This window comes from Paenibacillus dendritiformis (assembly GCF_945605565.1).
Lineage (GTDB): Bacteria > Bacillota > Bacilli > Paenibacillales > Paenibacillaceae > Paenibacillus_B > Paenibacillus_B dendritiformis_A.
On sequence record NZ_OX216966.1, the window covers coordinates 5033607 to 5057230 of the forward strand.

Here is a 23624-nt window from a genome sequence, read left to right on the forward strand (position 1 = left end):
AATCTCTTCCATTATACCGTTATTCAGCCAGAAAATCTGCAAAAAAGAACATCGCTTCCGATGTCCTTTCTTGGCATATGAAAATCAGAGCATCATGCTCACCACGACACCTCAATAAATGAGGCGTCATCCGTCAGAGCTCCGCCCTGCGGCTGATCCAGCATCCGCTGCAGCTCCGCATCCGATGGCGTTCCGCTGCAGCCGTCCAGCTCGCGCAAGCCATCCGTGTAACAGAGCAGCCGGTACGTCCCGGAGCGGGGCAGCTCCATCGTGAACAAATGCGGCGCGCCGCCGACCGGGCCGGTTAACGTGGACCAACGCTCGCCGATCCGTATCTTGTCCTGGAACGGCGCCTTCACTTCCGTGCCGTTCACCCACAGGCGCAGACGGCAGTCGCCCTGCCATGCGAGCCACAGCCTGCCCTTGCGAAGCCCGCTGCGGCTGGCGCGCTCGATTCGGCCGCAGATGAACATCGATTCGCTTCCGCGGCGCCGCTTCTCTTCGAGCACTTCCCTCAGCAGCTGCGGCGTGCCATGAGGTATCGGCAGACCTTCTACCTCCTTCGTCGCCGGGCCGGTCAGCCCTCCGATATAGGCATGGAAGGCCTGCTCGCTCGGCGGCGCTCCCAGGTCTGCCAGCCAGCCGAGCAGCTGTTCGCCGAGGAACCGGGCGGCGAAGTCGCCCTGGTAGCTCATGCTGACCCCGTCGCACAGCACGAAGCTGCAGCCGTTGCCCTGCAGATGCAGTCCGAGGAAGTCCTGCCCGTTCTCGCGCTGCTGGACCGTCTCCTCCGCCCGCGCATAGCCGTACCTGCACCGGTACGGGTGGTCAATGATCGTTACGGGATGCTCCGTATGCTGGGAGCACAGGATTCGCTGTACCGCCGTGTCATACCGGGACGATTTTTTTCGGCCAATTCGCATGCGCAATCTCCCCATCTCTACCGTACCGGCGTCGCCGCCGACATCTGGAAGCCGATGGACACGAGCTCCGAGCAGCTTCCGGGGAGCATCATGCGCGCGCCGGGAGCGAGATGATAATCCGCCTCGACCAGCATCTCCCGGTAACTCTCCGGCAGGACGGAGGACATGCTGCGCAGCTTCTCGGCATGCTCATCCTTGAATGGCGTATCCGCCATAATCCCTTTCCAGCGGCGCGGCTCCGCGATCGGCGAGCCCATAATATGATCGGATATGAAAATATTCTCCACCAGCACATTGCCATCCGGCACGCTCATTTGCATAATCCGCTTCGCGATCGGCTCCGGGTCTTCTCCGGTCGCAACCCCGTCGGTCATATGACAGACAAGCGGAGCCGGGCAGTCCTGCATATTCGGCAGCTCCGCCTCAAGGATCCGTTCCGCCTGCCGGAATGCCTTGGCCGAATCCGAGAACCGGACCGGCGTCAGATCCGGCAGCGATCCAAGACTGGCGATCTCGTCGATGCCCTTGATGCCGTTCAGCAAATCGTACACATCGTCGCTGTAGGCCAGTATGGCCAGACGGTACCGGGGCGTAAGCCGATTGCCCTTGGTGGATCGGAACACCATCTGCCGTATCGCCAAGGACAGCGCTTCGTATACAATGTCAATCCGGCGCTTGCCGTCCATCAGCATATTCATCGAAGCGCTGATGTCAATAAGATAAATAATGAGCGCCGGCGTCCGTTGGGAAGCTTGAATGGTATAATTCATCCGCTTCGGTGTCACCTCTGTTCTGTCATGCTTTCCGGACTATATATCGGGAAGCTCATGCTCCCGATCTTTCAAATATTTATAAATATGTCCCGCCCGGGCGGACATCGAAGGCTTCTTATTGAAATAATCGGGATCCTTCTCGTAGCGCTTGGCGAATTCCAGCGCGCTCGTGCGCGCCTTGTCATGATTATCCCGCTTGGCGGAATTGTAGGCCTTGTTATAGGAGGCCACGAGCAGAACCGCATCCCGCTCCCGAATCCGCTTCAGCTCCTCCTCCTGCTCCTTGCGCTTGCGGGCCTCTTCCCCCTGCTTGCGCTTCTGCGCCTCGGCCTGCTGCTGCTTCCACTGGAGGTACTTCTCATATTTCGCTTGCTTGTCATACTTCTCCTGAAGCTTCTTCCGCTCTTCTTCCTTCTTCTTCTGTTCGGCCCGCTTCTTCTCTGCCAGCCTCTGCTGCTCCAGCTTCTTCCGCTCCTGCTCCTTCTTCGCTTCATCCTCCCGCTGGGCCGCCAGCCGCGCCTCTTCCTCCTGCTTGCGGCGGGCTTCCTCCTCCGCTTGCTTGCGGGCCAGCTCCGCCTCTTCCCGCTGCTTCGCGGCCAACGCCTCCTGCTGCTCCTTCACCTTCAGCGCGTCGGCTTGCAGCATATTATACACCAGCGGACTCGCGCCGAGCAGCAGCACGACGATGCCGGCCGCCAGCAGCGCGGTGGTTCTGCGGCGCATCCACGGGCGCTTCCCGGACGGGGCCTGCTCCGCGCGCAGCCGTTCCTGCAAGCCAGCGACAGCGGCCGCCAGTTCAACCTCCATCGGACTTCCGGCAGAGACGAAATGATGGGCCGAACGGTACACATCAAGCGCGCTCTGCCATTGCCCCTTCTTCTCGAGCTCCCTGGCCTGGTTGAACAGACGATCGACCACATTCGGATCGGAAGGGTCGGACTCGCCGGAAGCGGTCAACGGCGGAACCGGGTCCTGCCCGGCCGGTTCGGACTCCAGCCTGACCTCCGGCGTCCCGCCATCAGGCTGAGGCTGAGACTGCACTGCGACCGGCTCGTCAGCGGACAAGCCGGACAAAATAATGAGCCATTCGCCGAAGGTCGGGCAGCTGCTCAAGTCCTGGCTCTCCCATGCCCGGACGAACAGCTCGGCAATCTTCGTCCCCCAGCGCTCTTCCAGCGAGCGCTTCATTAACCCGTACCGCTCGCAGGCGGTCTGCATTTCATGCTGATCGAAATAGCTCTCTCCCCATGCTCGCCCGATGACTCTATCGTCGGACCATCCGAGCATCTCGGCCAGAATGACCGCTCCGGCGAACCGATCCGCATACGCGCTCCACAATCCGCTTTGAACGGTGCGGTGCGCCGCATAGCCCGGCGAACCGGCGAGAAGCACGTCCGGCCGGTCCAGCTTCGGGCTGTACATCTGCTCCACGTCGACGAGCTCGATCTTGGAGCCGTTGCGATGCTTGTTAACTTCCGAAAAAAACGGAAGCAATACGTTCGGCGCAGACAAATCACAGTGAGCCAATCCTTTTTGCTCCATCCCTGAGCAGATCTGCGCTAGGGATGTCGCCAGCTCAAGGCTTTCCCGCCGGGTAAGGGCCCGCTGGGCTGCGATAATATCCAACCAGGTAGGGCCATGTACCCATGGCATCAGCACCGCATATAACAGGTCGGTATGCGCCTGGATGATTCCTCCGTTTTTTTCAGGAGTCAAGATGTGCCGCTTGCATACGCTAAGCCCGGGCAGAACGCTGTACGCATCCAGCTGCTCCGACTGGTAGACCATGGCCGGTATGCGGTATTTCGGAAAGAACACCTTGAGCGCCTTCATCTCCTGCATGTCGCCGTCATGCGGGATCAATTGGTATACGATTCCTTGCCTTCCGGCCTGCGCGTAAGCCAGACCGGGAGCAGCCGGGTGCTCTCCAATGAGATAATCGGCTCCGTACAGCCGGATCGAATCTCCCGGATTCGGCTGAAATGACATTCCCCATCCCCCCGTGGTCATTCAGGTTACCTAATGCGGCATACTGCAAGAAAACCGGGAGTCGCTACAACGCCCGGTTTTCTTATCAGGTTCATGCGCAGCGGCAGCACAGCCCCGCATTCCGTATTAGCGCTGTTGGTCGATTGTGCGGAACTTGTTCGCAATCGCGCGCAGTTCTTCGCTGATGCCGTTCAGCGTCTGAACGAAAGCCTGCATCTGTCTGCTCGCTTCCTGGAACTCCTGGAAGAAGCGTTGCTTCGTCATCCCTTCCCATTGACCTTCCATGCCTTGAATCGCTTGCGTCAGGCTGGAGACCACCTGTTGGCTTTGCTCTCCGCCCTGCTTGAATTGATTCGCGACCTGGTCCACTTGTTCAGGTGTAATTAAAATTCGGCCTGCCATTATTAACTTCCTCCTTTGGAAATGGATAGGATAAATGCTAGGTCAATTGTACATGAATTCCATTCCTACTCGGTAAGAGGCCCCGGACCTAATTTCCATATTACCTTTTACTTAGCCGATGAAACATCCTGGAGGATTTTTTGAAACGCTTCTTCTTCATAGTTCGAAAAACCTACATGGGCGACAACGTCGATATCCTCATGATTGAATAAAAAGGAAAAGTTCTCGTCTATGTATCCTTCCGGATAGACGACGCCCAAATAATCAAACAGACGATTCGTCTTGATTTGAAGCTGCTTGCGGCCATATATCATCAATTTCTTACTTCCGTCGCGCAGCAATACGACCGAGCCCAGCGGAAGTAACGTCTTTTCATGTGTAGGACGGAGTTGTTCTGCTTGATTCTTCAAATCGCACCCTTCCCTTCTCTGTTCAATTGCGCCTCTGACCCGTTAAGATCCGGTCCCGGGGAACCATTTTCCAAGCCCCCCGAACGTGTCCGAGACGGAATCGGCGATGCGCTTCGCTGTCTTCGTCGTTCCGCTCTTTACCGCCTTCACTCCGTCAGCCACCGTGTCCGAGACGGATTGCACTTTCGTTGAGAGCGACTTCGCCCCTCCCGACACCGAGTCGGATACGCTGTCCACGACGCCGTCTACCGCGTCCACCGCGTAGGTTTTCAATGACTTGCCGTTAATCGTAACTTCTGATGCCATCGAAATGACCGCACCCGCGGCCAATCCGACGCCGGCCCCGACGATGGTGCCTCCCACCGGGACGACAGAGCCGACATAAGCGCCGACGGCGGCGCTGGCTGCCATCGTGCCCAGGCCGAGCGAACCGTTCACTACGCCGCTTGCCACCGCGCGGCTGGCCCCTCCTGCTTCGTAATCCGTCATGACGGCGGTTCCCGTGTCATAGGCGAGGCCGGCATAGCCCAGCTTCGCGCTCCATCCCTTGAGCGAGAAGGCTTCCTTCATCGCGATGCCCGGATCGACGAACTTCCATACGTTGCGGTGATTGGACGCGTTGGAAGCGGCGTACCGCGTGCCGCGAATCCCTTCCGACAGCGCGTAATCGGATCGGGCCCCGCTGATGCTGACATAACCGTCCCCCCGCACATTGACGTTGAATTTGTCACGGTGCATGCGCAGCATATCATAGCCGCCCTTGCCGAAGCCATACAACTGGGCTTCCGTCGGCTTCCAGCTTAAGCCGATGGTGGTTCCCCCTCCGTTCATCGCGCGAACGGCCGAATTCGGATTCGAGATCGTCCCGAGCCCCGGCGCAACCCCCGGAAGGATAAGAGACGTTCCCCCCATCATGATGCCGCTGAATATAGCTGTCGCCGATCCGATTTTTGACCCTGGCGGCAAAATGCTGTTCGTCTGCTGATCGGCCGTCTGGAATTGCTCCGCTTTCGTACTGATTTGCTTGCCCAGCTCGAACAACAACTCGTGAATCTGGGAAGACAGACGCGATGCCTGCTGCCATTCTTCCATGACGGATGTCTTGATAGAAGACTCCCATGTCAACGTGTGCAGCGCCTGACTCAGAGACGATTGTATAGATTGTATTTGTTCCGCCGCAATTTGAAGCTGACGGCCCAAATCACGGAGCGCATCCGGATATACGAGAATACGCATCGTTGTCACCTTCCCTCATCTTTTGCGAGCTGCCGGTCCCACTGCACGAACATTTGGGCAAATTGCTCCTTTGTCGTCGGCGTGGCCGTCAACCAATCTTCGTCACCTTTAGAGCTTTTGCGGATCAGCCAGTTGCATGAATCGCCAATAATGAACGCCAGCCCCTGAACGTCCCAATCCTGCTCATTCCAGACCAGGAAGAGGAATTCTCCTTCCGCAACTTTATTTTTCATCGAGCGGGCCAGGGCGAGTGCCCCTTCTTCCTCTCCGTCGAACGTCATCAATTGGCATGTCATTTGCTCGACGGTCAGTTGGGGCGCCTGCTCATACAGCTTGTGAAAGTGCCTTTTGGACAAAATCACCGAGGTCATATCCGTCTCCGGCTGGTCGGCCCAGCGCATCCTCTCGATAAGCTCATGGCATGCCTCTTCCACCGATCCGATCTCATAGAGCGTATACCGGTTCGGATCTTCATTGCACCGCACGCGCTGGATGACCATCTCATCCGTCATGTGGAGGTACCCTTCGAACGCTTCGCCCGCATGGGAGTACCTGACCCAGCATGACCGCTTGGCCAGCCCGGTAACGGCGACGCTGGAAAACACATGCGGGGGCATGGACAGCTCCACCCCGTTCGGCTCTTCCATCAAATATCCCTTTTTCAGCAGAGCTGACTTGGCCCGGTCCCATTCTTCCGCAATCTCGTCCGTCAAATATCCGCGAAACGGATCTTCGATACCCAATAAACGGTCAGAACCGATAATACCGGTCAGGAAGTACAACTCCTTCGCATCCAGCGTAATGCTATCTCTCATCATTTTCTCTTCTTTGTCAACATCATCTGTCGTCATCAATTCATGCACCCCCCATCAGACCGGTACATTCCATCGTTCGCGAATTCGTTCTGACCATTCATTTGGAGTCCACGACTCGGTATATGGAAAAGCGGCTTTCAATTTGGTAAATTTGCGTCGCATAAAATATCCTTGTCCCGGCGGCAGCATCTTCGTTCCGGAGCTGCCGCTGTTCGATTCGGAGATCGGCAGGCGCAGGAAGGACAGGTCGTTCGCGTCGATCGTTCCGAACAGGAATCCCGATTGGGACGCCTTCACATCATTGAACCAATCGACGCCGAAGGTCGGGAACTCCGATGGAACTCCAGCCAGCACGACATGGACATTCCGGTCCCGGCCCTGCCGCACAATGGCAGACAGCTGATCCTTTACAGAAAAATCAGTCAACTGTTTGCATAAATCATCGGCATCGTCCATTACAAGCAAAAGGGCCGGCTCATGCGCTTCCTTCGTCCGGTTCTGTACTTGATCATATATCATCTGCACGAGGAATGGAATCTCTTCTTCCCGCGCTGCGACTCCTTTGACATGAGGAAGACCGGACAACCGGCTGATTCCTTCCCCGCCGAACCGGGTATCGACCGCATAGATATGAAGCCGCCCCGGGGAGACATGATAAGCCAGCGACAGCATCCAGCTCGACAGGAACGACGTTTTGCCGCTCTCCATCGGACTGGCTACCACGAAATGAGGGCCTTCCTTCAAATCGATAAGGAACGGTTCCAGGTCATCCGAACGGAGGCCGACCGGCACCCGGTACAAGCCTTCGCTGCCGTCCTGAGCACGTCTTCCCGGCTCCTGGAGCAGTTCCGGCAGCCGGACCAGCTCCGGAAGCGGCCGGATCGGCGGCGCTTCCTTGCCGCTCCACGCCTCCTTGATCGACTTCATCTCGGCGCGAAGCCGCAGGATCCGCTCGGTCTCGTCCGGTCCGCTGGACGGCAGCGCCGTCTGGAATTCAAGCGGCGGCACGGCCCCCTTCACCAGCCCGCGCCCCGGCGGAAGCTGCGCTGGCGCCTTCGTCGGCCGTCCGACCGCGAAATAGTAGTCGCTCGGATCGGCAAGCTCGAACGACACCGCCTGCGGAATATTGCTGCGCACCTTCTCAAAAATATCGGTTACGCGGTTCGCCGTAATCACGAACGTGATGGCGAGACTTCCGCCCTCGCGCAGCAAATACTCCAGCAGCTCGTTCTCCTCCGGATAGGTCGTCCGGAAGTTCAAGTACCCGTCGATGACGACGACGAGATGCGGCACCTGTTCGCGGGCCGCTCTCCGATAGGAGGCGATCGTCTTGACTCCCGCTTCCGATATCATTTCTTTGCGCTCGGCCAGCTGCTGCCCCAGGTAGCGGAACAACCGCTTGATGCGGTCTTCCTCCTCCGCCAGCATGACTGAACCGATATGAGGCAATTGGGCAATGTCCTTCATCATCCGACCCATGTCCACGACATAGCCATGCCACCGCTCCGGCGTGAATTGCTTCGCAAGCGACATCAGCAAGGACTGGACGAAGGTCGTCTTCCCTGTGCCCGGCATGCCGTATACGGCGAGATGTCCCTGCTCCATGCTCATATGGAGCGGCTCCTGCCGCTGCTGCATCAGATCGTCGACCAAGCCGACCGCAGCCCGCAGCTCGGTCTCCGGATGCTCCGCCTGCCATGGCCCTTCCGGTTCCTCCCGGCGCAGCGCCAGAACTTCATCCAATTCCAGATGCTCCGGCAGCGGCGGGAGCCAAGGGCCCGGAAGCCGCTCAATCCCCTCGCGGCGGGCCGTCTCAGCCACATGGTCGATGAACACTTGAAGCTGCTTCGGCGGTTCCTTCTCCATCAGCGCGGAGGAGAGCTCCTCTCCGGTCAGCAGCGGTTCCCGCTTGCCGTTCAGCCTGACCTCATATATCTGGACAGGCGAGGCGTCTTCATCCTTGCGCTTCACCAGATAGGGCGCCCCGCTCCAGGCGAACTGCATCTCTTCGAACACTTCATCGCTGCCAACCTGGAAGTAGCCTCTCCCGGGATTGGTAATCCAGGCGGCATTCGGTATTTTGAGCATATCCCGGCTGTCCCCTTCGCTCTGAACCCGCAGGCAGATGCGGAAGCGGGTATTGCTCCATATTTTCTCGTCAACGACGCCAGCCGGCTTCTGCGTTGCCAGGATGAGGTGGACACCGAGCGTCCGGCCGATCGTGGCGATGCTGATCAACTCATCCATGAACTCCGGCTGATCCTTCTTCAATTGGGCGAATTCATCGATAATGATGACCAAATGCGGAAGCGGATGCTCCGCCCGCCGGTCCGACCGGTAATATTCATCGATATGCTGCAAATTCCCGGCATCATTCAAGATGCGCTGCCGGCGGATCAGCTCCGCCCGGAGCGACACCTTGGCCCGCTCGATCAAGCTGTCGTCCAGATTCGTTATCGTGCCTACGACATGCGGCAGATCGACGAACGTGTTCGACATGCCGCCGCCCTTGTAGTCAATCAGCATGAACGCAAGCTCATGGGGATGGAACTCGGCGGCCAGCGAAGCGATGAGCGACTGGATGACCTCGCTCTTCCCCGAACCGGTCGTGCCCGCGATCAGGCCGTGCGGCCCATGTCCCTTGCGCTCGATCTTGTCGTGCAAATTGAGCATGATCTTCTTGCTTCCGGCGCGCACGCCGACCGGAACCGGCAGCGTGTCGGGATAGCGGTTCTTCCGCCAGCGCGAAGCTGCGTCCAGTTGGCCGATCTCCTTCACGCCCAGCATCTCGAACAGCGTCAGCACGGTAGGGATATCAGAGGCGGCTGATCGCTTCAGACGAATTGGCGCCATATAGCGGGCCAGCGTGTCCATCCCTTCCAGAGACATAAGATCGGCGGAAAAGGCATGCCGAACAATGCCTTCTTCTTCCGTCTTATGCGTATATGTTCCTTCGGATTCGCCTACTTCCACGATGAGCTGGCACTGCATCGGCAGGCGCTCCTTGCTCTCCGAGAGCACAATCGTGCAAGCGTCGATTCGGCCCGCATCCTCCAAGAGAAGCGGATACAGCGGTTCCTCTTCCACCAGCTGCGTATCGGACAGCAGGGCAACATAACAAGGAAGATACTGCTTCTTCTGACCGGATGTCTGGAAGCTCTTCCTCCGGTTCAACAGACTGAACAGCTGGTCCGCCAGCTGATGCGCCCCGCTGCGGCGATCCGCCAAATACCGCTGCGTCCGTTCGTCATCCCACGTATGCGGCAGCCATCGAAGCCAGCTCCATTCCGCGGCTTCGCGCTCGTCATAGAAGGCGGCCAGCTTCACTTCATCCGGCGAATGCCGGGTCGACAGCTGCGCCGTGATGATGCGGATCGCATTCATTACCGCTTCCCGTCCTCCGACGATGCCGATGACCTTGGCTGGATACAAGGGGAGCGCGATAGGCGCTTGCTCGACCTGCTTGAACTCTTCCGCGACTTCGCGGGCAGCATCGATCAACGGATCGCGCTCATAGCCGTCCACGCGCGGCACTTCAATCTCCATATAGAATGGCACCGTGCCGGTGCCGACTCGCACATGCATGAAATCGTCATCCGCCGGCCCGCGTTCCCACAGATTGCTGCTCCGGTTCTTGACGATCTGGTAGCATACTTCGGGCTCGCCATGGATCGCCTGCATGGCCTCCAATTGCTCCCTTGTCTTCTCCTGCAGTTCTTCCCGATGCTTATCCAATTGGGCGCGGTACATCCGATCGCGCTCCACCTTGCGGCGCTCGTACACCTTCTTATTGTTCAAATACATAAAAAAAGGAAGAGTATACGACGTCAGCATCATAAAAATGGTCAACATCTGGAACATCATATAATTACTGTTGCCCATCTTGCCTGTCATCGACATATATATGTAAAAACCGACACTGACCAACGTCATAATAATCGGAATGATAATCGTAATGATCGAAAATGTAGGACGGGTCGGTTCCGCCGGCGGGCGCAAAATCTCAAGCTTATCCCTGCGCAGCGTCGGCTTGATTCTAGGTGATCTCTGGTACAGTACGTTCACGGCGAACAACTCCTCGTCTGAATCGCTACTTATTCGCTACCCTGTCCTTCTCTGGTTGAAACAGCATTCGTCTGCCATATGCAGGAAGCGAGTCGGTTGTCGTGGAGTAAGCCCGTTGGATGCGGATATGCGCGCCTTCGCGCAGCCCGGCCTCCGCCAGCCGTTGTTGTTCCTGTACTACGAACCACAACCCTTCCGGTTGCTTCGCTTCGAGTATATATTGCACGTCTGTGCTCGGCGGCTCGCCGAACAATTTCAATCCGAGAATAGCTTTCAGCTGCAGGCCCGTGCAATCCTCCGACACCTCAATGTCGAACCACTCCTGGCCCTGCCTTCCTGAAGATACGGTAAGCATCATCGCAAGCGCCCTCCTCTTCCCATACGGATCAGAGCCGCTCCGGCTCCGCCTGTCTCATTTCACTCTACACCCGCGAGCGGATAGCGGTCAATCCGGGGCTATACAGCGCCGATTGCGGGGGGCGGACAGGACTGCTTCTACGACAGACTAGTATACATGATTATACCATATCCGTACTTAGTATATATTGGAATTGCCCCGTTGAAATGAGCCATAAGAACGGAATTCGTGACAGAGTTCCAAAAAGAAGGTCAAGGCCATCCGCGGGTCTGACATTCGCTATTTCCCTGTATGTGCCTGACTGGCCGGACACTGGCCTGCTCAGGTTCCTGCTCATGCCTGTTCAGGTTCCCCCCCAAGCCTGCTTACGTTCGCTATCCCAATTACTCAGTCCGTTCCTTCTTATCTTCACTATCCCGATCACTCAGTCCATTCCTTCTTATCATCACTATCCCAATCCGTCAGTCCGTAACTTCTTATCTTCACTATCCCAATCGGTCAGGTTTAGCAGCAGTCCTTCTTCTTCACTCTCCCCGTCGTTCAGATTGCCCCTCACTTCATTAGCCTATTTAAGAATTTATTCCACCTCCCGACTCCATCCTCGATTGCTTCAGAGAGTTTGAACCATTCCTTGTTCTTGAACCGGGTCCATTATACAAGATGAGTAAAATGCAACATCGCTTACTGAGTGGATGGGAGACTATGCAAAAGGAGTTTCCGTTTATACATTTCCTGACGCTCTGGGATATTGGGCAAAAGAAGCTTCCCCGCCTACTCTGCTCCCTGACTCTAATGGGATACTGGTCAAAAGGATTTTCCGTTTATAGTATTTTCTGACGCTCTGGGATATTGGGCAAAAGAAACTTCCTCGCCTACTCTGCTTCCTGACTCTATGGGATACTGGTCAAAAGGAGTACAGAGACTCCGAGCCGATAAAAAAAGCTCCCGCATCGCGGAAGCCCAAGCATCAATTATTCCCATTTCGTCCATTGCGCCCGCATGTTTTCCTTCGTAATCGTTCCTTTTTGCAGCAGCGCATTCGGCACCATCGAGTTGTAGGTCCGGATGCTGCGGTTCAATTCCTCGATCGCCTGGTCCTCGGGCTCGCTTCCAAGCTCCTCCATCTGACGCAGCAGCTGCTCAAGCTGACTTCGAATCTTTTTTTGAAGCTCCAGCCAGGAAGGGAGTACATGTGCTTCTTTCATGACGCTCTGGAGCGCATCCCCGCTTGCCACATCCAGCGGCTTGCCCTTGCCGGGCAGTTCGTCCATCCCGCCCGACTTCGCGTAACTCGAGAAAATCTCATCCATCCAGTCCCCGTGCCGCTCACTCATTTCCGCTCCTCCTCTGCTCCGCTTCCGAATCCTATATGTATGCCGACTCGGCTTCACTGCCGAAGCCAAGGCCAGGCAGGCGCCTCATGCGTACGCAGCTCCGCTCAAGATATCCTCCCGCATGCGTGCCAGAATAGCCTGCTCCTGATCGCTCCATTCCTCCGGCCGCTTGCTCGTCCGATGATACAGATACGAGTAAATGGTTCGATAACGGAGGAAGAAGGGAACCCGCTCCCATTCCTTGGCAGGCAGCTTGTCCGCGTCCGCATATCCGGCCGCAAAAGCGTCCAAAAAACGGGATACGAAGGCCGGCCGTTCCTCACGGTTCCGCACGCTCATCGATGCCGCCTGCGCGGCAATCGCGATATCATACGCGTACCAGTGGCGCATGCTGTCGCCGAAGTCCAGCACCGCCAACCGATCTCCAACCCGCAGCAGGTTGCCGTGATGAAGATCGTGATGGATGAGGCCGTAGCGATCCGCATCCTTAGGGAAGCGCTGCGCCTCCTGAACGCACTCGAGCCATAGCTCCCAGACAGGCGCATCATCTTCGAGGCGGCCGGTGCCGGCCGGAGTCAGCGCTTCACGAACGAGCCGGTCGTCCGTCCAATCCAGGAACGGCGGAGCCCAAGCCGCCGAATAGTGCCGCGCCGCCCGGCGCAGCGTCCCCATCGTCTCCCCCCATTGGCGGAAAAGCAGCTCGTTCCACTGCTCCGGATCCCTCGGATGAATGGCAGCCCCGTTCAGCTTCTTCGTAACGACAGCGAACCATTCCCCGTCCAGCCGGGCCGTCATTCCCCCGTCCTTCGCCGGCACCGGCTCCGGCACCAGCAGGCCTTCTTTCCTTGCCTGCTTCATCCAGGCAAGCTCGGCCTCCACGAAGGCCGGATCTTCGCGATCGAACCGGCAGCATTTGATGACCATGGCTCCGTCTGACGTCTCGTACACATGGTTATAGTACCCTCCAAGCAATCTCGAGCCTCGCGCATCGATGCCGTAATCCTCTTCAATTGCGGGCACAAAATTTTCTATCATTGTTCCCTCTCCCTTTCCGACGCCCTTCGAATCTGAGCACTCAACGTCACCCATCCGGCTAATCCGACGCTCTTGAACGCGGGTGCCGCCGCAAGCGCGAGAGGATATCGGGCGTAATGGCTACGCCTATCGATTGCAGTGCCAAGACGATTGCCCCGGCCACAGGGGACAGCGCCGGCTCGACGACCTGGAAGCGCTTTCTGCCGGGCGCGCCCGCCTGCTGCAGCCGCTCGGCGACGATCCGGCGGATATATGGATCCCGAATGACGCTGCCTACGAACGCGACGGATAGGGTCTCCTCGCTGAAGCGCGAGCCGACGATGCGTATCCCTTCCTCGATCGCGGAGGCAGCCTCGTCGCAGACGAGACGGGCCAGCGGAACGCCGGCCCCGGCCGCCCTCGTAACATAGGGCGCCATCTCGCCGAAGCGCCTCATACGTTCATGCTCGTCGGGGACGAAGCCGCGGGCTCCCAGCTCGCTCAGGTCATCGACGCTCGCCGTTCCCCAGTAGCGCAGGATCTCGCCTACCCAAGCCTCATCCGCCTCAGCCGCGTAGCCGGCAATGATTTTGTACACCGCTTCATAGGATAAAAATCGGGCCGCCGTCGCATAGTGGTGAAAATCCTGATTGCGCACGATGCGGCCCGCCTCGTTCACCCCGAACACGACGGAACCGGTTCCGGCTACCGCCATAATTCCCGGCTTCCCAAGAAAGGCTCCCGCATGCGCTACCATCCCGTCATTGACATGCCGCCTCACGATTGAAGCGGTTGCAGCGCCGAACGCGTCCGTGAATTCTTCTGCCCATACCATATCTTGTTCCGATTCGAGGCCGGCCAGGCCGGCGCACAGGGCGGCAATCGGGGCGCGGCCGGAACGTGCCGCCGCTTCCTGCAGCGCATCTCTGACATGCTGCTTCGCCTGCACATCCTTGTTCGGATTGCAGCAGCCGTTCTCGGCATAGGCGGTGACCGTGCCATCCAAGGAAGCCGTCATGACCCGCGTCGTCGTTCCCCCTCCATCGATGCCGATGACGATGTTGCCCATTCATGCATCCCCCATATTCATATGATGAAGCGGCAGGACCGCTTATTTGGCCAGATAGCCACGCTCGACCGCCTGCTGGACCAGCTTTTCCGCGAACCTGCCCAACTGCTGTGATCCTTCCTTGATTCCGCCGATGCGGGCCAGCACCCGGTCGCTGGTGATTCCATGTTCCTGCCATGATTTTCCTTCGGTCGTATAGTTATGAATCAGAGGCTGCAGCCGGTCCAGCCCTGCCGCATATTGGGCCTCCGGTGTCTGGCGCTGCTCGAATTCCATCCAGAGCTGCATCATCTCATTCTTCTGCTCCTCCGGCAGCATGCCGAACAGCCGCTTCGCGGCCTTCGACTCTCTGGCGAATTTGTCTTCTTGCCCCTGCGCATCATAGGCGAACGTGTCTCCCGCGTCAATCTCCACGATATCGTGAATGATGAGCATCTTGAGCACGCGCAGCAGATTCAGATTCCGCTCGTTGGCGTACTCGTGCAGCAGTATCGCCATCACCGTCAGATGCCACGTGTGCTCGGCGTCATTCTCATGCCGGCTCCGATCCAGCAAATACGATTGCCGGAAGACCGATTTCAATTTATCCACTTCTTTGATGAACTCGATATGCATTTCCAGTCTATCCTGCATGGATGCCATGATCGTCCAATCTCCTTCAATGCCTGTATTTTCCCGAAAGAGCGGTTCACGTCCGCGATCCGCCCCTTGGGATCGGTTGGCCCCCGTCTAGTGCTCTGCAGCGCTTACCGTTCGTCCCGGTGAATGACAGCGACGCTGGTCTGGCGGTTATTGAACGGATCATAGCCGTTCAGTATGCGGCCATGAATAATGCCATAGCGGCCCAGACGCTCATGCAGCCACACTTCCGGCTCTTCGTAAGCTCCGGTCTTCAACAGAAGCAGCTTGCCCTGCGGCGCCACGTGGTGCTCCAACAGAAAATGGATATACTCTTCTTCGTACTTCTCCGGCGCAATATCGAGCATCGTCGCCACGTAATCGAAGCGCCGCTCCGGTATCCAGGCGAAGGCGTTGCCGACATAGAAATGATCCGCGTAGGCCGGAAGACGTTCCTTCGCCAGCCCAATCAGCTTCTCGGAAATATCGAGCCCGTAAGGATCGATGGCAATGCCGCGCTCCTTCGTCCATTCGATGACAGACTCCAGCAAATAACCGTTGGCGCACCCGATATCCAGGAAGGATCCGGAATGCTCGACGGCATCGGCCACCGGCTTGCGCAGCGCCTTCCAGCGCTGTTCCGGTCCCGACATGCCCGATTGCTTCCAAGGCTCATCCGCACCGTATGACAAATAAGCCGCTTCGGTATCCGCCTTCACTTGCTCGCACCATTGCTCCAATTCTTCGGGAATCGCTCTGTAGGGCATATGCAGTCCTCCTCTAATTAAGATAACGGCGGCTGCACCTCGCATAGATCCATAATGGCCTGATAAGGAGCAGCCGCCCAACCTGTACGACGGACAATGTATCTTTTCTTGACAAGAAGCATCGCATATTTCGTCCCTCGGCGTCAACTGACGCCCTGCTGCCGTTCGATGAGGTGAACCGGATGCGGCGGACGGCGGCAATACGGGACAGGATGATGACAGGGAAAGAGAATAGAAGAGAAGGGAAACTGCCTCACTTCGATTGGAATGAGCGTGAAGCGGCAGCGGCCACAGACGCATCGCAAGCCAATGCGATCGAAGCCGCAGATCGCCGTTCGGAACAGGCCGGCATGCGGGGTGAATCCGGCCTTCGGGAAGAAGGCTTCGGGAACAGAGATGAGAATAAGGGATACTTCATCGCTTGGGTTCCGCTGCCAACAGGAGCCGTGCGCCTGCGGCTCTAGCCCTCCACCGCGGCCGCGCTCTCCGGCAGGCGCTCCCGGCGCTCTTGCTCACGCACCTCGGCGAGGAACTGGCTTACAGCCTCCCGGTACCCCTCCGGATCGGTGGGATAGGCCCCCGCATGCACCGCGTCGTCGACGATATGCAGCCGTCGGATGCCCTTCGTCTTCGCGTGATACAATTCTACGCTCATCGAGGTGGGCACGAAATCATCCTTGCCGCCATGGATGAGCAGCAGCGGAACTTCCTGCTCCCGAATCCGTTCTATAGGCTTGACATCGCGCATGGAGAAGGCCGCCCGGCGCCGCAGCCTCCGATCGAGCATGCCCATGAAGGGAAAAATCGGCACCCGGTTCAAATCCTTCAGCTGGTATCGCATCAGCTTCTCCAGATCCGAGTAGGGACAATCAGCAATGATGAAGCGGATATCCGGGTCCATCCCGGCATGCATCAGCACGGTGCCCCCGCCCATCGATTGCCCGTGCAGGCCGATATAAGCATCCTCGCCTACGCGGTGCCGGACCCATTCGATCCAGGCGTCAAGATCTTCCCGTTCATAATAGCCGTAGGTTGCGTAACGTCCCTCGCTTCGTCCGTGACTGCGCTGGTCGATAAGCAGCACGTTGAAGCCTTCGTCTGCGAACAGCCGGATGAATTGGGACGAAAAGCCGTGATTCGCCGTATACCCGTGCACGATAATGACAACCTTCCGGCCGCCGGGGTGCGGCTCGATATAATATCCCCGCAGCCGGAACCCGTCCTTCGATAAGATGGATGCTTCTTCCTTCGGCAGCGCTTCGAATTCGCCCCTTGACATCAATCCCATGCCTTCCACCGTGGCGAACGAATCTTCGGGAAGCGAGCGCTTACCCAGGATCATGCGCCGGAACACATGGCTTCCCAGCAGATTCGCACTCACGATAACGATGAGCAGGACGCATCCCGCCGCCACATAACTCCACATACGATCATCCCTTTTTTGCAACGATATCATGATGAACATGCATACAATTTTACCCGGAGCGCCGCTACTGCCGTTCGAAGCGGACATAGCGCGCTCCCCGGACTAACAACCGACCGGCCTCCCCTTCTTCCAGCCGATGGAATTCATCGCGGCTTACCCTGTACTCCACGTACTCCCCGTCTTCCAGGCGAAATGCGACGTAATGGACAGCCAGCGAATGATGATGAACATCCCCGTCATGATGCATTCGTTCGCGGCGCAGCTCTATCCGCTTGCCCGCGACGGCAGAAGCTGCCGAGCGAACCGGCTGGCGGCAATGATGAAGCCACTGCACCGCCCCCCGCAGCACGGCGTAAGCGATGATACAGACGGCCAGGAACAACAGCAGCCGGAAAAAGGGGCCGATGAGGCCGTCAGCCGGAATCAGGGATAAGGAGTCCATCTTCTCCCCCCGCTTGCGTAATCCGAATCTCATTCATGACTGATTGCCTCTACTCCATATTATAACCGGAGCACGGTGGCTATGAGCAACCTATTTTTCCACTTCTGCCCAGCAGCGGGAGATTCCGTTCTTATCAGCACCAGAATCCCCACATCTTCAGAGCGCAATCCAATATTTGCAGATGCCGTCTGCACTCCCGGTCAATCGGCCGCCGTTCTTCTCGATGACGCGTCTGGAAGCCATATTATCCTCATCGCAGGTAAGGAGTACTTCCCGCAGGCCGATCCGTCTCGCCTCGGCCAGCAGCAGCCGCAGCATAACAGTGCCGTATCCCCGCCGGCGCGCTTCGGGTCGAATCGCGTAGCCGATATGGCCGCCCCGCTCCCGCAGCGCATCGGTCAGCGCATGCCGCAGCTTGCCGATGCCGACCGGCCAGCCTTGGACATACAGCCAGTACACGTTCTGGGGTACGAGATGCGCGGGAAGGCGGCGTCCTTGCGACATCTCTATGTAGGATTTCAAGTAAGATCGGAACTGTGTCGGACGAATGCCGTATCCGCTGTTGGAGAACCCGTTCTCCCCGGGCCCCATTGTCTGCAGCATCTCGTAAATATCGCTGCCGTCCGTCAGCGCCAACGGCCGGAGCTCGATGCCTGAAGCCTCTATGAACTGGGGATACAGCCGCATAATCATGCGCATCGATTCGGTGTCTGGCACATGCAGTCGGGTATCGCGATGCAGCGGGATCGCTTCCGTTACGGTGCAGCCATGCGCCAGCGCTTCGGACAGCGTCATTCCCTGCTCTATCTCATCCCAGCTCCCGATCGGGATGGACAGCAGCGCCGCGACATCGTCTCCGGGCGCAAGCGGCTCGGATTCATCCGCTTCGGCCGCATAGATGCCGTAATAGATATAGGGTCCGACAGGCAGACCCGGCTTATACGGCTGATCCGGCGCCGGATTCGTTGCCCGCTGAAGCAGGAACGGCGCCAACTCGTCGCGCACCGTGACCGAACGTATTTCTCCGGTGTCCATGTCATGAAAATACGTTACTGGCGAGGACTTCAACCGTACCCGTTCGGTTGCCAGTTCCTCCCTCGCTTCCCGCAGCGCGCAGGCGGGCATCGTCTCTCCCGGCTCCTGACCGCCTCCGACGCCCCCGATGCGCAGGACCTGATCGCACATCGCCGCCTGGCCACCGGCATCCATGTCCCCATTGAGCGTCATGACGACGCGCTCTTCCCGAATGAGGAAGACGCCGGCGCAGAACGGCTGATTGCACGTTAGCGCTTCGATATGGAGAGGCTCCTCCATCAGGATAGACATGGTCTGTACCCCCTTAGCCGCGGCATGTTAATTGACGAAGGTCGCCTTGACGCGCTTCGATCGGATGAAATAGATGATCCAGATAACGCCGAAGAAAGAGCTGGGCACCACTTGGGTAAGGGTGCCTGCGCCATCGGCATCCTGCACCGCCGGAATCAGACTGCCCAAATAATAGTCGGCAAAGGACGATAAGATGTTCCATATGTACAGTACGATAATCATCGTCGGCAGCAGCTTCTTTTTCCGGTAGAACAAAATGAACACCATAGCAAGCAGCATGAGCGTCAATACATTAGCTACCGTCTCGAAAATAATAAGCACCGACCACATCGAATGATAGTATTCCGAATCGGGCGTCGTAAGCAGGCTCCAGGTATCCGATTGGTAAATGGGAAAAATCTCCGAAAACAGCAAGTTGAGAATCATAAGTAAAGATAGCCACAGCCCGATCTGGACAATAATCAGCCAGCCCGACAGCCCTTCATACGAAGGCGTCAGCGGCTGCAGCGGGCGGGGCGGCTCGCCGGGAGAACCGGCGCGAGGATTCGCATTCATTCCTTTCCTTCCTTTCGCTCATGATAGGGATTGGACCAGCAGTTCAGCCTTGTCTAGTCCAATCCGTATTGCTTCATTTTATAGTAGAGCGCGCCGCGGGATATCCGCAGCATCCGGGCCGCCTTGGCCTTGTTCCCGTTCGTTCGCTCAAGCGTCTCGGCGATGCGGGCGCGCTCCCATTCCCCGGAATGGACGCTGAGGGGAAGATCCGGATCGGTTAATTCATTCAAGGTGGTCAAGCGGGCATATTCCGGAAGCTGGGCGGACGTCACCGCGCCGGATCCGGCCGCGGCCGCCGCGGCGTATTCCATCGCGTTCCTGAGCTGCGACAGATTGCCCGGCCAATCGATGGCCAATACCGCCGCCAGCGCATCAGGCGCGAGCTCCGGAGCGGTGATTCCTGCCTTGGCGGCCGCCTGCTGCAGGAAAACCCGGCACAGCTCCGGCAGGTCCTGCTTCCGTTCGCGCAGCGGCGGAACCGTATAGAGCTGGAAGGCGTACCGCAAGGAAGGCAGCAGGCGGTCCGATCCCTCCGCGGCGGCTTCGGACCCGACGGAGCCGCAGATTCGGCACTGCAGCGGGACGGATGCCGTGCCGCCCAGCCGCTCGAAGCGGGACAGGCGCAGCATGGCCGCCAGCTTCTCCTGCATCGACGGAGGAAGCGCGTCGATATCTCTCAGATAGAGCGTGCCGTCGGCCGCCAGTTCCAGCTTCCCTGGCCGCTCTTCTCCTCCCTGATAGCCGAATAATTCGGCCTCCAGCATCCCTTCCGGAACGGTGCTGCAGCTAACCATCACGAACCGTCCGGAGCGTCCGGCGCTCCGATGCAGCCATTCGGCCATCGAGGTGCGGCCGACTCCCGCCTCGCCTGCGAGCAGCAGCGGCTGCCCGAGGGAAAAAGCGGTCTGCAGCCGCTGAAACAGCGCGGAAGGGAATACGGCCGGCAGCAGCGGCTGGCCTGCAGGATGATGATACATCTCCGCGCTTAATTTCACATAGGACGATACATCCCGTTCAATAGACAAGGCTCCGAGCGGCTTCCCCGCCTCGTCCGTAATCGGGGCCGCGTTAATCATGACGTGCATGCCCGGCCGCGGCTCATGATAGACCTGATGGACCGCGCTGCCGCTGTCCATCACCTGAAAGAGCATAATCGATTCTCTCTGGAAAAAATCTCCTATTTTATGACCGATTATATCGGCGCCGTTGATTCCATAGGTCTCTTCCGCCACTCGATTCCAGTACAGTACCGTTCCCTCGTTGTCAATGACGGTAACGGCGTCATTCATCGCGCCGAGCAGGACGCTCAGCACGGCTTCCATTACTCCTGACTGACTCATCGTTCATCTCCAAGCAATCAATTTTATTAGATTATGGCAAAACCTCGATCAGATTGCAATGAAAAAGCATTCATTCCCAAGCTTCCGTTCGGCCTAATTTCCAATCCATTCAAAAGAATGTGTTTACATTTCCAATCTTTTGTGATTATATTTAATCATAAATAGAATATGTGTCTGTTTTTTGAACACTTTTTCGTCAGAAGAAGGGAAGAGTCGCGGATGGAAAGCTTAATGAGAAATAGTCTATTATTTCTGTCGAAGAATCGCATGGCCAACCGCGCCGCGAAGAAGTACGGACTGCGCTTCGGCGCCCGCCGCTTCGTCGCCGGCGAGCAGATTGCGGATGCCATCGCGGCAGTCCGGGAACTGAATGATGCCGGCATCGTGGCGACCTTGGATCATCTGGGCGAATTCATTCTTACGGAGGAGGAGGCCCTGGAATCCACCCAGTTCTGCATACGCACGCTGCAGGAGATAGAGAAGAGCGGCGTGCGCTCGAATCTCTCGCTCAAGATGACCCAGCTCGGACTGGATCTGTCCCGCGAGCTGTGCATGCGCAACATGCGGGCCATCCTGGACACCGCCGCCGCTTGCGGCAATTTCGTCCGCATCGACATGGAGGATTATGCGCACAACGAAGCCTCCCTCGATATTTTCAGCGAGCTGCGAGAGGAATACGGTGACACGGTCGGCCTCGTCATTCAAGCTTATCTGTACAAGAGCGCCGACGATATCGACAACCTGCACCGGTTCCGGCCGAATCTGCGGCTCGTGAAGGGCGCGTACAAGGAATCGCCCGACGTCGCTTACCCGAATAAGGAAGACGTGGACCGCAACTTCATTCACATCATCGAACAACACCTCAGAAATGGCGACTATGCCGCCATTGCCACCCATGACGATAAAATCATCCAGCATGTCAAGCAATTCATAATCGAGCACAATATCCCGCGCAGCCAGTTCGAATTCCAGATGCTCTACGGCATTCGCACCCAGGCGCAGCGCGATCTGGCCAATGAAGGCTATACGATGCGGATCTATGTCCCGTTCGGCAATGATTGGTACGGCTACTTCATGCGCCGCCTGGCGGAACGGCCGGCGAATGTCGGATTTGTGCTGAAGTCTCTTTTCAAGTCGTAGGAGTTATTTCATTTCATATTCATATATATAGGAGGCGTTATTATGACGATGGTGGATTACCGCAACGAGCCGTTTACCGATTTCAAGCAGGAGCATAACCGCCAAGCGATGCTCACCGCGCTGGAGCGCGTCCGCGCCCAACTGGGGCGCACCTACCCGCTCAAGATCAGCGGTCAGGAGATCGCAACCGACAGACGCTCCGCTTCCATTAATCCCGGGCAACTGAAGCAGGTCGTCGGTTATGTCGCTCAGGCCGATGCCAATCTGGCCCATGAAGCGATTGCCGCAGCAGATGCCGCATTCCGGGATTGGCAGCATGTCGATCCCGAAGTCCGGGCGGGCTACCTGTTCAAGGCGGCCGCCATCATCCGCCGGCGCAAGTTCGAGTTCTCCGCCTGGCTCGTCTATGAAGTCGGGAAAAATTGGGCCGAAGCGGATGCCGATGTCGCCGAGGCAATTGACTTCCTTGAATTCTATGGCCGGGAAATGATCCGGCTCGCGGGACCGCAACCGTTGACTCCGCTTCCGGGCGAAGACAATCGGCTGACGTATATCCCGCTCGGCGTCGGCGTCGTCATCCCGCCGTGGAACTTCCCGTTCGCCATCATGGCCGGCATGACCTGTGCCGCCCTCGTCGCCGGGAACACGGTCGTGCTCAAGCCGGCATCGACTTCGCCGGTCATCGCCGCGCGATTCGTCGAGCTCATGGAAGAGGCCGGACTGCCGGCCGGCGTCCTGAACTTCGTGCCCGGCTCGGGCAGCGAGATTGGCGACCTGCTCGTCGATCATCCGCGCACCCGCTTCGTCTCGTTCACGGGCTCCCGTGATGTCGGCCTGCGGATTAACGAGCGGATCGCGCGTCCGGCGGCAGGACAGATCTGGATGAAGCGTCTCATCGCCGAGATGGGCGGCAAGGACGGCATCGTCGTGGACAGCAGCGCCGATCCGGCCGAGGCAGCAGATGCGATTGTTGCGTCCGCCTTCGGCTTCCAGGGACAGAAATGCTCCGCCGGATCCCGCGCCATCATTCATCAGGGGATCTATGAGGAAGTGCTGGGCCATATCATCGAGAAGACGAAGCAGCTGACGGTCGGCCTGCCGGAAGAGAACTATCCGATCGGACCGGTAATCGATGAGAACGCCTACAACAAAATTCGGGAGTATATGGCGATCGGCGCGTCCGAAGGGCGCCTCGTGGCCGGAGGAGATATCGCCGAAGGCGACGGCTATTACCTGCAGCCGACCGTATTCGCGGATGTGATGCCGGAAGCGCGGATCATGCTGGAGGAAATATTCGGCCCGGTCCTTGCCGTCTGCAAGGCGGAAAATTTCAAGCAGGCGATCGATATTTTCAACAACACCGAATACGGGCTGACCGGCTCGGTATTCAGCCGGAACCGCGAGCATCTGGAGTATGCCCGCCGCCATATGCACTGCGGCAATCTGTACTTCAACCGCAAATGCACCGGCGCGCTCGTCGGGGTGCACCCGTTCGGCGGCTTCAATATGTCAGGCACCGACTCCAAGGCGGGCGGACGCGATTATTTGCTCTTGTTCACGCAAGCGAAGCTCGTATCGGAGAAATGGTAAAATGAACAACGGCTTTTCCGCAGAGGCGGAAA

General features: G+C 57.9%; 22 protein-coding genes. 3 read left to right on the forward strand and 19 right to left on the reverse strand.

Annotated elements, in window-relative coordinates:
• Window positions 1-98: 98 nt before the first annotated feature.
• From NNL35_RS22505 to NNL35_RS22570, 14 genes are all read right to left on the reverse strand, one after another.
• Window positions 99-923 carry a hypothetical protein gene (locus NNL35_RS22505; protein ID WP_006674857.1) on the reverse strand — a complete coding sequence of 275 codons (825 nt, stop codon included), beginning with the start codon at window positions 921-923 and terminating at the stop codon, window positions 99-101.
• A 17-nt stretch (window positions 924-940) separates the two neighbouring features.
• Complete coding sequence (locus NNL35_RS22510) at window positions 941-1693, reverse strand: vWA domain-containing protein (protein WP_006674858.1); 753 nt, start codon at window positions 1691-1693, stop codon at window positions 941-943.
• A gap of 39 nt (window positions 1694-1732) precedes the next feature.
• Window positions 1733-3685, reverse strand: coding sequence for a hypothetical protein (locus NNL35_RS22515; protein ID WP_006674859.1), 1953 nt, complete (start codon window positions 3683-3685; stop codon window positions 1733-1735).
• Between the two features lie 126 nt (window positions 3686-3811).
• Window positions 3812-4087 (reverse strand): WXG100 family type VII secretion target, encoded by a 276-nt coding sequence (locus NNL35_RS22520; RefSeq protein ID WP_006674860.1) that lies wholly within the window; start codon window positions 4085-4087, stop codon window positions 3812-3814.
• A 107-nt stretch (window positions 4088-4194) separates the two neighbouring features.
• The gene (locus NNL35_RS22525; RefSeq protein WP_006674861.1) at window positions 4195-4497 is read right to left on the reverse strand and encodes a DUF4176 domain-containing protein; all 303 of its coding nucleotides are present in this window, start codon (window positions 4495-4497) and stop codon (window positions 4195-4197) included.
• Between the two features lie 42 nt (window positions 4498-4539).
• Window positions 4540-5733, reverse strand: coding sequence for a WXG100 family type VII secretion target (locus NNL35_RS22530; protein WP_006674862.1), 1194 nt, complete (start codon window positions 5731-5733; stop codon window positions 4540-4542).
• Window positions 5734-5738: 5 nt separating this feature from the next.
• A complete protein-coding gene (locus NNL35_RS22535) occupies window positions 5739-6584 on the reverse strand; it encodes a hypothetical protein (protein ID WP_006674863.1) in 846 nt (281 codons plus the stop codon).
• An 18-nt stretch (window positions 6585-6602) separates the two neighbouring features.
• Entirely contained in the window at window positions 6603-10613 is a 4011-nt protein-coding gene (gene essC / locus NNL35_RS22540; protein WP_006674864.1) for a type VII secretion protein EssC, read from the reverse strand.
• A gap of 25 nt (window positions 10614-10638) precedes the next feature.
• Window positions 10639-10971: a hypothetical protein gene (locus tag NNL35_RS22545; protein ID WP_006674865.1), complete on the reverse strand. Its 333-nt coding sequence runs from the start codon at window positions 10969-10971 to the stop codon at window positions 10639-10641.
• A gap of 971 nt (window positions 10972-11942) precedes the next feature.
• On the reverse strand, window positions 11943-12305 hold the full coding sequence (locus tag NNL35_RS22550) for a DnaJ family domain-containing protein (protein WP_006674866.1): 363 nt from the start codon (window positions 12303-12305) through the stop codon (window positions 11943-11945).
• 84 nt (window positions 12306-12389) lie between these two features.
• The gene (locus NNL35_RS22555) at window positions 12390-13340 is read right to left on the reverse strand and encodes a phosphotransferase enzyme family protein (protein WP_006674867.1); all 951 of its coding nucleotides are present in this window, start codon (window positions 13338-13340) and stop codon (window positions 12390-12392) included.
• Window positions 13341-13398: 58 nt separating this feature from the next.
• Window positions 13399-14388, reverse strand: coding sequence for a BadF/BadG/BcrA/BcrD ATPase family protein (locus NNL35_RS22560; protein ID WP_006674868.1), 990 nt, complete (start codon window positions 14386-14388; stop codon window positions 13399-13401).
• 42 nt (window positions 14389-14430) lie between these two features.
• Window positions 14431-15030, reverse strand: a complete 600-nt coding sequence (locus NNL35_RS22565) for an HD domain-containing protein (protein WP_006674869.1) — start codon at window positions 15028-15030, stop codon at window positions 14431-14433.
• A gap of 104 nt (window positions 15031-15134) precedes the next feature.
• On the reverse strand, window positions 15135-15773 hold the full coding sequence (locus tag NNL35_RS22570) for a class I SAM-dependent methyltransferase (protein ID WP_006674870.1): 639 nt from the start codon (window positions 15771-15773) through the stop codon (window positions 15135-15137).
• A 212-nt stretch (window positions 15774-15985) separates the two neighbouring features.
• Between NNL35_RS22570 and NNL35_RS22575 the strand changes: the two genes are divergently transcribed.
• Window positions 15986-16237, forward strand: a complete 252-nt coding sequence (locus NNL35_RS22575) for a hypothetical protein (RefSeq protein WP_254553748.1) — start codon at window positions 15986-15988, stop codon at window positions 16235-16237.
• Here the strand turns inward: NNL35_RS22575 and NNL35_RS22580 are convergent.
• From NNL35_RS22580 to NNL35_RS22600, 5 genes are all read right to left on the reverse strand, one after another.
• Entirely contained in the window at window positions 16234-17199 is a 966-nt protein-coding gene (locus tag NNL35_RS22580) for an alpha/beta hydrolase (protein WP_006674872.1), read from the reverse strand. The genes NNL35_RS22575 and NNL35_RS22580 overlap by 4 nt on opposite strands.
• A 64-nt stretch (window positions 17200-17263) precedes the next feature.
• Complete coding sequence (locus NNL35_RS22585; protein WP_006674873.1) at window positions 17264-17674, reverse strand: DUF2500 domain-containing protein; 411 nt, start codon at window positions 17672-17674, stop codon at window positions 17264-17266.
• A 123-nt stretch (window positions 17675-17797) separates the two neighbouring features.
• Window positions 17798-18967, reverse strand: a complete 1170-nt coding sequence (locus tag NNL35_RS22590) for a GNAT family N-acetyltransferase (RefSeq protein WP_006674874.1) — start codon at window positions 18965-18967, stop codon at window positions 17798-17800.
• A 27-nt stretch (window positions 18968-18994) separates the two neighbouring features.
• Window positions 18995-19522, reverse strand: coding sequence for a DUF2569 domain-containing protein (locus NNL35_RS22595; protein WP_006674875.1), 528 nt, complete (start codon window positions 19520-19522; stop codon window positions 18995-18997).
• 53 nt (window positions 19523-19575) lie between these two features.
• Window positions 19576-20862 (reverse strand): sigma-54-dependent Fis family transcriptional regulator, encoded by a 1287-nt coding sequence (locus NNL35_RS22600; RefSeq protein ID WP_040729701.1) that lies wholly within the window; start codon window positions 20860-20862, stop codon window positions 19576-19578.
• A 219-nt stretch (window positions 20863-21081) separates the two neighbouring features.
• On the opposite strand from NNL35_RS22600, the gene NNL35_RS22605 reads away from it, so the two are divergent.
• Both NNL35_RS22605 and pruA read left to right on the forward strand, forming a co-directional pair.
• Complete coding sequence (locus tag NNL35_RS22605) at window positions 21082-22002, forward strand: proline dehydrogenase family protein (RefSeq protein WP_006674877.1); 921 nt, start codon at window positions 21082-21084, stop codon at window positions 22000-22002.
• Window positions 22003-22044: 42 nt separating this feature from the next.
• Window positions 22045-23592 carry an L-glutamate gamma-semialdehyde dehydrogenase gene (pruA, locus tag NNL35_RS22610; protein WP_006674878.1) on the forward strand — a complete coding sequence of 516 codons (1548 nt, stop codon included), beginning with the start codon at window positions 22045-22047 and terminating at the stop codon, window positions 23590-23592.
• The last annotated feature ends 32 nt before the right edge of the window (window positions 23593-23624 follow it).

What these genes read in the sequence shown, in the direction of transcription:
- NNL35_RS22595 (WP_006674875.1), bottom strand. Translation starts at nt 19,522, where the DNA reads ATGAATGCGAATCCTCGCGCCGGTTCTCCCGGCGAGCCGCCCCGCCCG.
- NNL35_RS22565 (WP_006674869.1), bottom strand. Translation starts at nt 15,030, where the DNA reads ATGGCATCCATGCAGGATAGACTGGAAATGCATATCGAGTTCATCAAA.
- NNL35_RS22555 (WP_006674867.1), bottom strand. Translation starts at nt 13,340, where the DNA reads ATGATAGAAAATTTTGTGCCCGCAATTGAAGAGGATTACGGCATCGAT.
- NNL35_RS22590 (WP_006674874.1), bottom strand. Translation starts at nt 18,967, where the DNA reads ATGTCTATCCTGATGGAGGAGCCTCTCCATATCGAAGCGCTAACGTGC.
- NNL35_RS22605 (WP_006674877.1), top strand. Translation starts at nt 21,082, where the DNA reads ATGGAAAGCTTAATGAGAAATAGTCTATTATTTCTGTCGAAGAATCGC.
- NNL35_RS22505 (WP_006674857.1), bottom strand. Translation starts at nt 923, where the DNA reads ATGCGAATTGGCCGAAAAAAATCGTCCCGGTATGACACGGCGGTACAG.
- NNL35_RS22570 (WP_006674870.1), bottom strand. Translation starts at nt 15,773, where the DNA reads ATGCCCTACAGAGCGATTCCCGAAGAATTGGAGCAATGGTGCGAGCAA.
- NNL35_RS22535 (WP_006674863.1), bottom strand. Translation starts at nt 6,584, where the DNA reads ATGACGACAGATGATGTTGACAAAGAAGAGAAAATGATGAGAGATAGC.
- NNL35_RS22550 (WP_006674866.1), bottom strand. Translation starts at nt 12,305, where the DNA reads ATGAGTGAGCGGCACGGGGACTGGATGGATGAGATTTTCTCGAGTTAC.
- NNL35_RS22560 (WP_006674868.1), bottom strand. Translation starts at nt 14,388, where the DNA reads ATGGGCAACATCGTCATCGGCATCGATGGAGGGGGAACGACGACGCGG.
- NNL35_RS22585 (WP_006674873.1), bottom strand. Translation starts at nt 17,674, where the DNA reads ATGAGATTCGGATTACGCAAGCGGGGGGAGAAGATGGACTCCTTATCC.
- NNL35_RS22545 (WP_006674865.1), bottom strand. Translation starts at nt 10,971, where the DNA reads ATGATGCTTACCGTATCTTCAGGAAGGCAGGGCCAGGAGTGGTTCGAC.
- pruA (WP_006674878.1), top strand. Translation starts at nt 22,045, where the DNA reads ATGACGATGGTGGATTACCGCAACGAGCCGTTTACCGATTTCAAGCAG.
- NNL35_RS22515 (WP_006674859.1), bottom strand. Translation starts at nt 3,685, where the DNA reads ATGTCATTTCAGCCGAATCCGGGAGATTCGATCCGGCTGTACGGAGCC.
- NNL35_RS22510 (WP_006674858.1), bottom strand. Translation starts at nt 1,693, where the DNA reads ATGAATTATACCATTCAAGCTTCCCAACGGACGCCGGCGCTCATTATT.
- NNL35_RS22580 (WP_006674872.1), bottom strand. Translation starts at nt 17,199, where the DNA reads ATGTGGAGTTATGTGGCGGCGGGATGCGTCCTGCTCATCGTTATCGTG.
- NNL35_RS22520 (WP_006674860.1), bottom strand. Translation starts at nt 4,087, where the DNA reads ATGGCAGGCCGAATTTTAATTACACCTGAACAAGTGGACCAGGTCGCG.
- NNL35_RS22575 (WP_254553748.1), top strand. Translation starts at nt 15,986, where the DNA reads ATGATGACAGGGAAAGAGAATAGAAGAGAAGGGAAACTGCCTCACTTC.
- NNL35_RS22600 (WP_040729701.1), bottom strand. Translation starts at nt 20,862, where the DNA reads ATGAGTCAGTCAGGAGTAATGGAAGCCGTGCTGAGCGTCCTGCTCGGC.
- NNL35_RS22530 (WP_006674862.1), bottom strand. Translation starts at nt 5,733, where the DNA reads ATGCGTATTCTCGTATATCCGGATGCGCTCCGTGATTTGGGCCGTCAG.